7 protein-coding genes are annotated in these 12,433 nt (G+C 47.7%); 4 read left to right on the top strand and 3 right to left on the bottom strand.

What is annotated here, in order from left to right; translation table 11 throughout:
* The first annotated feature begins 9 nt into the window (after positions 1–9).
* From C7475_RS02050 to C7475_RS02065, 4 genes are all read left to right on the top strand, one after another.
* Positions 10–2,772 (top strand): hypothetical protein, encoded by a 2,763-nt coding sequence (locus tag C7475_RS02050; RefSeq protein ID WP_110050529.1) that lies wholly within the window; start codon positions 10–12, stop codon positions 2,770–2,772.
* A complete protein-coding gene (locus C7475_RS02055; protein ID WP_110050531.1) occupies positions 2,773–5,304 on the top strand; it encodes a contractile injection system tape measure protein in 2,532 nt (843 codons plus the stop codon).
* A complete protein-coding gene (locus C7475_RS02060) occupies positions 5,289–6,641 on the top strand; it encodes an ATP-binding protein (RefSeq protein WP_110050533.1) in 1,353 nt (450 codons plus the stop codon). The genes C7475_RS02055 and C7475_RS02060 overlap by 16 nt, the downstream gene beginning before the upstream one ends.
* Positions 6,642–6,743: 102 nt before the next feature.
* Positions 6,744–8,354, top strand: a complete 1,611-nt coding sequence (locus C7475_RS02065; protein ID WP_110050535.1) for a murein L,D-transpeptidase — start codon at positions 6,744–6,746, stop codon at positions 8,352–8,354.
* 232 nt (positions 8,355–8,586) lie between these two features.
* On the opposite strand, the gene C7475_RS02070 is transcribed toward C7475_RS02065, so the two are convergent.
* From C7475_RS02070 to C7475_RS02085, 3 genes are all read right to left on the bottom strand, one after another.
* Positions 8,587–9,336 (bottom strand): murein L,D-transpeptidase catalytic domain family protein, encoded by a 750-nt coding sequence (locus tag C7475_RS02070; protein ID WP_110050537.1) that lies wholly within the window; start codon positions 9,334–9,336, stop codon positions 8,587–8,589.
* A 1,135-nt stretch (positions 9,337–10,471) separates the two neighbouring features.
* On the bottom strand, positions 10,472–11,518 hold the full coding sequence (locus C7475_RS02080) for an agmatine/peptidylarginine deiminase (RefSeq protein WP_110050541.1): 1,047 nt from the start codon (positions 11,516–11,518) through the stop codon (positions 10,472–10,474).
* Positions 11,518–12,393 carry a carbon-nitrogen hydrolase gene (locus C7475_RS02085; protein WP_110050543.1) on the bottom strand — a complete coding sequence of 292 codons (876 nt, stop codon included), beginning with the start codon at positions 12,391–12,393 and terminating at the stop codon, positions 11,518–11,520. The genes C7475_RS02080 and C7475_RS02085 overlap by 1 nt, the downstream gene beginning before the upstream one ends.
* Positions 12,394–12,433 lie beyond the last annotated feature (40 nt).

Consider the following 12,433-nt stretch of genomic DNA (forward strand, 5'->3'; position numbering starts at 1 on the left):
GTTTCGTTTATGGCAAAGATTCCTTTACAGATCAGCCGTGATAAGGCGCGTGACACTACCCTGGACTATGCCAGGCTGAGAGCGGAAGCGCTTACACTTGTGCAGGAACTGTCCGGACACGTCTGGACGGATTACAACCTGCATGACCCGGGTGTTACCATCCTGGAACAGTTATGTTTTGCATTGACTGATCTGGCCTATAAAACGGACTTCCCGGTCAATGAACTGCTGGCCGACAAGAACGGGCGTATCAACGCAATGGATAACGCCTTCTTCAGTAAGGCGGACATCCTCAGTTCAGGACCGGTAACGGTAGCAGACTATCGCAAACTGATACTGGACCAGCTGGAGAATGTAGAGAACATCTGGATAGAGCCTGTTTTATCAAAATATACGCCCGGTGCAGGAAAGGGTACCTACCGGGTATTTATACAACCCAATGATAAACTTACACGTGAGATCGAAGTACTGGCTTCTGCTGCTGACAAACTGGTAGCATCCGTCAGGAACTGCCTGATGCGTTACCGGAGTGTAGGAGAGAATTTTGAAGAGATCTCCGTATTAAAGCCGCAACATATTTCTATCAAGGCTACCATCATGGTGGACGCCCGTTACCCGGTGAGGGAAACGCTGGCTTATATCTGTAACGCCATTGAACAGGTGGTACATCCTTCTGTAAGGTTCCTTTCGGAAAGCGAGCTGCTGGAGGCAGGTTATGCAACGGAAGACATCTACCTGGGGCCGCAGCTGACCAGGGGCTTCGTGCCCGATGAAGACCTGTTGGAAAGGAAACAACAGATCGACCCTTCGGAGATGGTAAAAGCTGTTTCTTCTGTTACAGGAGTGTTACAGATAAAGTCACTGAATGTCTCGACGGACGGCGTGAACTTTAGCAGTCGCCCGGTATTGGTGCAACCGGGTTATTATCCTTATGTGGACATTGCGGACGCCCGCAATGACATCGGCATTTACAGTGACCAGTTCGAGCAGCATTCCCGCGATGCGATATTCTGGAACGTATACGAGAAGGTCAGGGAAGTGAAGAAGCGGCATTATACTGTGCAGGAAAAGGGGCTTGCGGACCATTCACTGGAGGCTGACTATCGTAACGCCGGACAATACTTCTCCATGCAGCATTTCTTTCCTGCCATTTACGGTATTGGCATTGAAGAAATATCCCGACATGAAACATTACAACGGAGGGCGCAGGCTAAACAGCTGAAGGCTTATCTTTTATTCTTTGAGCAGATCATGGCAAACTACCTGGCGCAGCTGGGTAATCTGTCGTCTGTGTTTTCTCCTGATCTCAATAAGGTACCGGCTACCACCTACTTCACACAACCACTGTATGAAGTCCCGCACGTGAAACACCTGCTGAAAGCATTCCGGCCCAGCAAACAAAGCTGGGAGGCGTTCATGGCAGACCCTGAGAATGTCTATGTAAAGTCACTACAGGACATGACGGAGAACGATGAATTGTACCAGCAAAGGAAGGTCCGCATCTTTGATCACTTGCTGGCACGCTTCAATATGGTAGTGCCGAGATACCCTGTGAGCCTGTATGAGATGGTATATCAGCCGCCAAATGAAAAGAACAGGATCAACTACGAGTTACGCTGGAAGGCCAGCATATTGCAAAGACTGACGGTGTTGTTATCAGAGCGTGTGCAGGCCTTTAACTATATGCTTGATATGGAAGCGAAAGGTATCTATTCAGGATATCATCAATGGTTATATAAGCTGCTGCATATTGAACGTAACTTCAGACAGAAATTAACGGACGTTTTCAATAAAGACCATCTGGATATGAAAGTAGGCGGATGGCAACCGGTACCGCAATCAAAACATCTGCATGTAAATGGAGAAACTGTCTGGTATAGTGATGATATAGCGGATGACGCAATAGGTACTGACAAATATTATTTCGGTCATCAGCCTGTTTCGCTGTTGAAGCATGGTATTGATACCGCGCATTACAAGATAGTAGAAGACCCTGCGAATAATCATTTCCTTGTACTATATAAAGCGCCGGGTCAGAACACCTGGCATGCAACAGCCAAACACTTTACCAAACAGGCGGCCATGCAGGCACAATGCCGGATGATCACGCATTTGCAGGAGATTAGTATGGAGTCGGAAGGTTTTTATATTGTAGAACATACCTTGCTGAAACCGTTGCTGAAAACCGCGGCATATGGGTTCCGGCTTTGCGGGCAAGGAGGAAAGCTGCTCCTGGAACAACGTACGTACCAGTCGTTCGATGATCGTGAGAGAACAGTAAACCTCCTGATAGATACTGACTGGGAAGAACTGGAAGCGCAGGATATGTATCAGCAGTTATTGAGTTCCTGCCTGGTGTATACAAGTCAGGCTACTCTTGCCGCCGATATGGTTGAGATAGCGTCATGCCTACGGCATATAGCCGCCGGCTCGAATGCAGACTATCCCAGGATGGAATATTATATTGACTCCGGGAACGGGTACTCGCTGCCGGATACCTTTTATAAGCCCACCATAACTATCGTGCTGCCGTCCTGGCCTGCCAGGTTCCAGTATGAAGAATTCAGGAAGTTCACACAGGACCTTATCCGCGAACAGACGCCTGTGTATTACAGGTTATCTTTCCGCTGGCTGGGTATAGCTGATATGCGTCAGTTTGAAAGTATTTATTATCCCTGGTTAGAGGCATTGCCTAACCTGTATCTCCACGGCACCGTGCCCGCAGAGCGCCGGAGGATGCTGGAATTCCTGACTAAAAACAGGCGGCCGTAAATGGGCAGGGGCGAACATATTATCCGTAAGTGGACATTTGATGTGCAATATGCAGATAAGGAATCTGCCAGGTCTTTACAGGATAAATTCAGTAGTCTGTTCAATCTTCATTTGACTGCCGCAGCTGAAAGTGTAATAGACAAAGTATTATTATCAACGGAAAGCGTCTGGATACAGGAACTGGAAATTGATCTGGGAGAATTACCCTATACCAATTTTGAGCAGGACATCATCCGTTTATTGCCAGAGGCGCTGGAGAAGGCATTACGGGAGAAGATAGACAAAGCCGATCAGCATAATACTGCTGGTGAAGGACTATACTTTCATAACGAGACTGCACGTCAATATGCTTTGCTGGCACATTACCTGCGTACAGGCAGTATGCCCTGGTGGTCGCAGGCAGCAGACGGTGATCAGCTGGAAACGATATTACTGGCGCTGATAGCGGAAGACCCTTCCCGTTTTGCGGCATTCATTACGGAGATCGCGCAGCAGGATTATATCCTGAAACGTATTGCCTGGCATTTTTCCCGGGAGGTGGTACAACAGATCATCACTTCACTGGAAGAGGCACAGGCTACCTTCATTCTAGGATACATCACGGGTGTTATTACCCTTCACAATAAGCAACCTGTGATACAGAATGCCCGGAGTGAGTTTGAGCGTGCTGTGTGGCTGTTCGTACTGACCTATCTTGTTACCGACAACAGTGGTCAGTTCAACAGGAAACAGTTCATCCGCCGTAACCTTGAAAGACTGGCGCGTCACTTCAACGTTGATTATTTTCACCTGCTATATATTTTTCGTAAGGCGATAGATGCTTATCGCCAGTACATCCCTTCTGACTCTTTCGTAACCTTCATCCAGGTATTGTATGAAGAGAATGAAGCGGCGGGCTTACATACACAGAGCGGGCAATCACTGGTGGTCATGCCGCACGATGCGTATGAGAACGTGATCGCGCCCCGTTTACTGCCCTTACCTGGCGGTATGCATTCTGACCTGCCGTTACCTTTATTGTGGATCAATTACGACACGATCGTCAGTAAAGAAGACCGTGAAGAGGTGTGGCAACAGGCGGTGGTATTGTTCCGTGCGTTTATTACCGGTCAGCCTTTGCCGGTATGGTTCAGCAGATTGCAAACGGGAAGACAGGAAATACTCTTAAGGCAAGCGGTGATCCTGCTGTTCAGAAAGCGGCCGCTGGTACTTGCAGCGATGTGGGAACATCCGGTAAATAATCTGCAGGCGCGCCTGGAGGTGCACCGCTTGTTTGACAGACCGGTTACCCCGTTGGAAGAGAATATCCGTAAACAATTACAGGTCTATGCAGAGCAGGATACCTTGCAGTTCCTGCAACAGGCATTACCACACACTTTTATACAACACCGGAACAGCTTCCGCGAGATCTGGCTGCAATACCAGCAACGATCGCATCCGGAGAGGATGGCTTTTTACCGGAGCGTACTGGCACCGGTAGCAGTATTACAACAAGTAGCCTTGCATACTACAGAAGATGATTTCTGGCACATGATGCGCGATGCGCTTCCACTGTTGTGGGGCAACCATACAATTACAGCGCTGAAGGAATGGCAGGGCCTTATGGAAAGCCTGCTTACGGATAACCTGGAGCGTGAACATATCCGTTTGCTGTTCAGAAGGTTTAATTTGTTATGGCTGTCAGGTAAGTTACTGATCAATAACAGTGATGACTATATTAACAGCCTGGCGAAGTATATCGGGAGTTATAATGAGACGACCATGCATAAACTGCTGAAGGCGATCGTGAGCTTTGATGCAGGCAAGGTATCGTCCTTTATGCAGATCCGTACTGCAGTGCCTTTATTACAACAGGCAACCGCTGAAATGCTGAAGACCAGCACCTCACAAGTGGTTGCTATGGCGGAAGAGCGACAGCTGGCAAAGCTGGCGGATCATCCGAAGGAAATATTACAACCAATACCTGAAGACAGGCCTTACGAGAGCCTTTTCGGCGAGCGGAAGCCATTGGCAGCATCTGCGGAAGAGGCGGTTACTGTACAGAATGCGGGGCTCGTATTACTGCATCCTTTCTTTCATACTTATTTCTCGCGACTGCAATTATTGGAAGGAGGGAAGTTCGTCAATGAAGCTGCCAGACATCGGGCCGTGCATCTGCTTCAATTGCTGGTAGACGATAATACAGATCATCCTGAACATGCGCTGACGCTGAATAAAGTGCTGTGTAATATGCCATGGCAGGAACCATTGATGCCGGACATTGTGTTAACTGACGCCGAAAAAGAACTGTCAAAGCAACTGATAGGCGCTGCTATCCAGCAATGGCCGAAGATGCATAACAGTTCCATAGAAGGGTTCAGGGCGTCTTTCCTGAAGAGGGAAGGCATGGTGTGGCAAACGGAAGAAGCTTGGTTCTTACGGGTGCAGCAACGCAGTTATGATATTATATTACAAACATTACCCTGGAGTTATGGAATGATGCGTTTTTCCTGGCTCCCTAAAGTATTATATACCGAATGGACAATCACCTGATCTCAGCTAACGCATTGGCTTTGCACAACGACCTGCAATGGTTCTCTGAGATACTGCAGCTGAGAATGAAACAATATTTTGAGCAGGCGCATACTTATGTGGCTGAAGAACCGGCACCACCGGCAGCTGTAAAAGATGCGGTGTATTCTCAGATCGTCAGTCATTACAATATGAGCGTGCAGGAAAGGCTGGTGTTGCTGTTGGCTTTATGTCCGCATATACAACCGCAATTGCTGGATGTTTTCTTTGTGAAGAACAGTACCTACGACAGAGGATTCACTGAATTCGGCGGTATCAAAGGGAACCAGCACGGAGGCTTTCTTCCTACGGGAGAAACAGCTGCATTCTTACTGGCGGCAAATGATCTGCAACAACGCTTTCAGTTATTACAGATCTTCAGTCCGGGGCATTTCTTTGCCCGGCATAATATGCTGAAACTGGTCTCTGCACATACTGATGAACCCTCGCTCAGTGGCGGCTTACAGATCTCTGCGGAATACCTTAGTTTTTTTACGCACGGTACGGCCTATCAGCCGCATTACAGCACGCAGTTTCCGGCGAAGCAGATCAAAACTGACCTGGACTGGAAAGACCTGGTGCTGGACCAACATACATTGGCAGAAGTCGAAGAGATCCGTACCTGGATAGAACATGGACCCACACTGATGAAGGAGTGGGAGATGGAAAACAGGATCAAACCCGGTTACAGGGCGTTGTTTTATGGTCCGCCGGGAACGGGTAAATCCTTCACTGCCTGTCTGCTGGGAAAGACGTTCCAGCTGGACGTATACCGTATAGATCTTTCCATGGTGGTGTCTAAATACATCGGTGAAACAGAAAAGAACCTGGCAGGTGTATTCGATCAGGCAGCTAATAAAAACTGGATACTTTTCTTTGATGAAGCGGACGCGTTGTTTGGTAAAAGAAGCGCCACGAACTCTTCGCATGACAGGTATGCGAACCAGGAAGTAGCTTACCTGCTGCAACGGATAGAAGACTTTCCAGGACTTGTAGTACTGGCCACCAATCTGAAAGCGAATATAGATGAAGCCTTTGGAAGAAGGTTCCAGTCGATGATCTATTTTCCTGTTCCATCACCTGAACAGCGGCAACGTTTATGGCAACAATCGTTTCCTGCGAAGGTGCAGATGGATGCAGGCATCAACCTGGAAGACATTGCCAGAAAATACGAACTGGCAGGTGGCGCTATCATTAACGTAGTGCAGTATAGTTGTCTGGCGGCACTTAAAAGAAATAGTCAAACCATTTTACTAAAAGATATACTCACGGGTATCCGCAAGGAGTTCAGCAAAGAAGGAAAGACCATTAATTCCTGATTGGCCACACTTCCTGTGCAGTTTTTTCTACAAAAATGGAACGGTCAAGTATGCTGACCCTTTTGCAAAAGCAGAGGCACGCCTTTTGCAAAAGGGTTAAGCATGAGAACGAATCATCTACTGATACTGATCACTTTCGGGCTGTTTATCTTTTCTTATGGATGTAAGAACAAGACTGGTAAGAACCAGCAGGAGGAAGCCATTACCGTTACACCTCGAAACACCGATATTACTCCGGCGAATGCCTACAATGATCTCTTTCTTGATACCAGTGATGTCAACAAATTCATCTCTCAGCAAAAGCTGAACGATACACTGGCTAAACGCCTGATCAGCTTTTATAATGCACGTAACTTTCAATATGCCTGGTTTGACGGCCAGGGGCTGAATGAACAGGCATACGGTTTTCGGAGTCTCTATGACTATAGTGTGGATACCAGTGAAAATAACAAGGCGCTGGAATACCGCCTGAACGCTATGATGAACGGAGATAGTGATTCTGCCGCATCTCCGCGCGATGCGAATATTGTAAAGACAGAGCTACAGTTAACGCAACGTTTCATTAATTACTTCCTGAATAACGGGACAGATAGATCTGTTGAAGGACTGGAACATACCGTTCCTGCAACGAAAGAAGAGCTGCTGAAAAAGGCGGAGGCTATTCTAAAAGACAAGAACAGGAACGACATCAATAACAATTATACGGCACTCACAAAATCACTGGAGCAGTATCTTGATATTGCTAAAAAGAGTCCCTGGGACACAGTAATTGTTGAGAAGAAGAAACGTTATAAAAAGGGCGACAGTACTGCTTTGATCGGATGGGTGAAAAAGCGTTTACAGATCACTGGTGAATACCCTGAAAAGGATACGACCACTGTCTTTAACGACGGATTGGAAAATGCAGTAAAGGTTTTTGAAGCAACACACGGACATACACCGAAAGGCATTATAACAGATACGCTTTTACGTGAAATGAATGTTCCGGCCATCAAACTGGTAGAGCGGATGGTGGTTAACCTTCAAAGAATGATATGGGCGCCATCCACACCGGAAGGCCGTCTTATACTCGTGAACATTCCGGAATTTGCCCTGCATGTATGGAAGGGAAAGAATAAAGAATTTGATATGCCTGTGGTGGTGGGTAAAGAGGGTAAAAGCACTACCATGTTCTCAGGTAATCTGAACCAGGTTGTGTTCAGTCCTTACTGGAACCTGCCTAACAGCATCGTACGGGAGGAAGTGTTACCAGCCATGGCGCGTAATAAAAATTATCTCAGCGATAAGAATATGGAAGTGACAGGAGAGCGTAACGGGCTACCGGTGATCAGGCAGTTACCAGGAGAGGATAATCCGCTGGGAAAGGTAAAGTTCCTGTTCCCTAACAGCTTCAATATCTATTTTCATGATACGAACCAGAAGTACCTCTTTCAGAAAGACCAGCGGGCATTCAGCCATGGTTGTATCCGCCTGGGAGATCCTGTAAAGATGGCCAACTACCTGTTAGCCGACAATAACACCTGGACGGCAGAGAGAATCGACAGCGCAATGAACAGTGGAAAGGAAAAATATGTGAGAGTAAAGGACCCGGTACCGGTGTTGATCACTTACTATACCACCTGGGTTGACGAAGGGGGAAAACTGCAATTCAGAGAGGATATTTACGACCACGATACCTACATGGCGCGTAAGCTTTTTACTGATCCTAAATAATGTTCGTTGGGTCAAAATGATGAATGATCACCTACAACTTTTACATAAAGCTCATCCCATCCCCCTGGCCCTTTTCGGTACACGCATTACCACCATGCAGAGGCTGTAATGTATTGCGGCGTGACAATATAATTGGGCGCCGATCTGTGAGTATCTGAAGAGGGGCCAGGGAGGATGAAGGATGAACGGATCTGATCTATTGGAAAATGGATGTCAGACTCGTATCGTAGGTTTAGGCAACAGTAGAATCCATCTCTGGTGCTGTTAACATTTTTGAATTGGCCATGTATGATTTATCAGGGCTGTACAGGAACAGACAGCTGCCATTTTTAATAACTTCAATGATCTGTTTGTGTACCTTTTCGGGAATAGCCGGGCAACCCAGGCTACGACCTACATAACCCTGCAACTTAGCGATCTGTTCGCTTACGTATTTCGCACTATGCATCACAATACCCCTGCTCATAGCATTATCATTAATACCTTGTTCTTCGCCTTCTAAGCGCAGGGAATAACCATGCTGTCCCTTATAGGTATCGCCGGTCACATAGAACCCCAGGCTGCTTTTAAAGCTCTCAGGCGCATTCGAGAATGAATTAGCTACAGCTGTTCCGGAATTACGTCCATGAGATACGAATGTATTGAACAGTACAGTTCCCTGTTTCAGGTCAATAACGAACAAACGTTTCTTATTGGAAGGCTGACTAAAGTCGGCAATGGTAAGCAGGTCAGGATTTTTCAGTTTACCCTCTTTTTCCAGTTTCTCCAGGCCCGATAGTGCGAAATTGAACGCTGCTTTGGACAGACCCAGGGAATCCAGCTTTAATGCCTCAAATAAGGCCTGTTTGCTGCTTAGCCTGTTCTCTGTCAGCGGCACCACTTTCATCTTATTTCCGGCCGTTGGAGCAATGGTAAAAAGGACTCCGGCAAACATACCGGTGGCAAGTGTGAACTTAATGAGTTTGTTAATAGGTTTCTTCATTAGCGGAAATGGCTTAGGTTCCTAAAAATAAGCCGGGCCTATGGTGAGTCCGGCTGCGTTTACGTAAAATGACTAATGCAAATTTAACCCTCAAAAAGCTAAAGAAATGTGAAGGCGTGAATTTAAGCTCTGCTGTAGGGCGATCTTTAACAATGTTGTGACATATAAGCGGGCGCTGCAAGCGATTGATTGTTGTTTTATAGACCGCGTAAAGTAGCTCGGTTCCAGTATGGGATCGCGGTCGGCGCCTCTTTGGTTGAATTTCTATTTAGCTTTTTCAAGCGTATGGGCCGTTGGATCTTTATTTAGCGGTATCAAGCGTGTGTCAAAGAGCCGAAGGCCCGCGATTCCCATCTGAAACCGTTGCTACTTAGACGCTCCCTATTGTTAGCTGGAGTACTATATACAAGGCAAAATACAATATATGGCATCTTACTGCTTCCTGTGGTCATATTAAAGTAGATCTGGAAAGTCGATGATCCCCGAAGTACGCTTTATACATGGCGTATACATGGCTTATACATGGCTTATACGCGGCGTATACATGGAGTAAGGTTGGACCTGGAAGGACCGAAGTACGCTTTATACAGGACGTATACATGGCTTATACGCGGCGTATACATGGAGTAAGGTTGGACCTGGAAGGACCGAAGTACGCTTTATACAAGGCGTATACATGGCTTATACCAGGCGCATACATGACGTATGGTTGGACCTGGAAGAACCGAAGTACGCTTTATACAGGGCGTATACATGGCTTATACCCGACGCATACATGGCGTATAGGTGGAGTTGAACATCCAAAGTGCAGCAACTGATCTGTATCTCAGTAGGGAAGGACTGGCTATAATATTATAGGTAGCCCCGAAGCAGCGGAGGCTCAGGTGGAGAACCGGGCCTCAGTTGTTTGAAGCTTGCTGACACGACCAACCAGGGGTTAAATAACGATTCAAAAGCCCATCCGCTTGATAAAGCCGAAAAGAACGAGGCTTCAAAGAACTGCAGCCCGGGGCCCACCTGAAGCCGTAGCGAAGGGCATTCCCATGAACAAGGATGAATGCGCATAGGCGTCTACATAAAGAAAGCCTGTCCAGGGATAAACCGGACAGGCTTTATAAGTAATTTTGGAAGCGGCTTATATCGCAGGTTCCTGCTGGCTCAGACAGTGGAAGCTACCCAGGCCCCAGATGATCTCGGTAGAGTCGATCCCAACTACTTCACGATCTTTAAAACATGAAGCAATGACCTGCAGCGCCTTATCGTCGTTCTTGCAGTTGAAGACAGGAACGATTACATGTTTATTGCTGATGTAGAAATTAGCATAGGAAGCCGGCAGACGCTGGTCTTCGTAAGCTACGGCGTCCGGCATAGGAAGCTCAACCACGTTCAGCTGTTTGCCGTTTAACAGGCGCATCTGCTGTAACTGACGGAGGTTGCCCTGGAGCAGTTCGTAGTTCTCGTCCTGCTTGTCGGTTTCAACGACGGAGAGGACGGTATCGTCATTTACAAAGCGGATGGTATCGTCAATGTGGCCGTCGGTATCATCGCCTACGATGCCTTCGTCAACCCAGAGGATCTGGTCAACACCGTAGAAGTCCTGCAGGTAACCCTCGATCTGTTCCCTGTTGAGGTGTGGATTGCGGTTCTCATTCAGGAGGCAACAGCCGGAGGTGAGGACGGTACCTTTCCCGTTGAATTCTACAGAGCCGCCTTCCATGATGATACCGGGATGGTATACAGGCAGGTTGAAGTGCTCGGCGATACGGGTAGGAATGACGTCGTCTTTGTCGAAAGGCGGATACTTACCGCCCCAGGCGTTGTAGTTCCAGTCAACGATCACCTTTTTCCGAGTGGTGGGGTTGATCAGGAAAGCAGGGCCGTGGTCGCGGCACCAGGCGTCGTTGGTGGGGTGGAGGAAGAACTCCACCTTGTTCATGTTCACGCCTGCATTGCGCAGGTGGCCGGTAGCGAAGGCCTTCATGGCCTCGTCATTCACATTGATACGGACTATTTCACTTTCCGCCAGGTATTTTACGAACTGGCTGTAATAAGGATAGATCGTATGGATCTTTCCGGGCCAGCTGGCTTCTTTGTGGGGCCAGCTCAGCCAGGTAGCGACATGCGGATGGAATTCGGCAGGGAAGAAGTATCCCTGCTGTTTCAGCGTTGGTTGTCCGTTCATTATGCTTCGTCGATAAATCTTTTGGTAATAGGAGCGTAAGAGTCAATTCTTCTGTCGCGCATGAAAGGCCAGTGGGTGCGGTACCTGTCGGTAACGGCCAGGTCCAGTTCCTGTACGTACACTTCTTCCTGGTCGTGAGATGCCTGGTAGATGATAGTGCCAAAAGGATTGGAGATGAAGGAACCACCCCAGAACTTCATCAGGCCGTCCTGTTCGAAGCCTACACGGTTCACGCTTACTACGTGTATACCGTTGGCAATGGCGTGGCTGCGCTGGATGGTCTGCCATGCGTTGTATTGCTCTGTGTTGGTAGCATCGTCCTGGGAGGTAGCCCAGCCGATAGCGGTTGGGTAGAACAGCACTTCAGCACCCATGAGGGCAGTGATCCTTGCTGCTTCCGGATACCACTGGTCCCAGCAGATCAGGACACCGATGGTAGCGAATTTTGTCTTGAAGACTTTATAACCCAGGTCGCCCGGGGTGAAATAGAATTTCTCGTAATAAGCCGGATCATCAGGAATATGCATTTTACGGTATTTACCCAGGTAGGCGCCGTCTGCATCGAGAACCGCGGTGGTGTTGTGGTAGATACCCTGTGCACGTTTTTCGAACAGGGAGGCGATGATCACCACGCCCAGTTCTGCCGCTACTTTCTGAAGTGAGTCGGTAGACGGACCGGGGATAGGTTCTGCCAGGGAGAAGTTATCATAATCCTCCACATCACAGAAATAAAGGGAAGTGAACAATTCCTGCAAACATACAATCTGCGCGCCTTTAGCAGCAGCTTCACGGATTCCCTTGCTGGCTTTGGCAAGGTTTTCAGCCTTGTCATTGCTGCAGGACATCTGCACAAAACCTACTTTAACTTTTGACATTACCTGAGTTTAAATTTAACCGTTAGAAAAATGAAGGCGC

This window comes from Chitinophaga sp. S165, assembly GCF_003182155.1.
In the GTDB taxonomy this organism is placed as follows: Bacteria; Bacteroidota; Bacteroidia; order Chitinophagales; family Chitinophagaceae; genus Chitinophaga.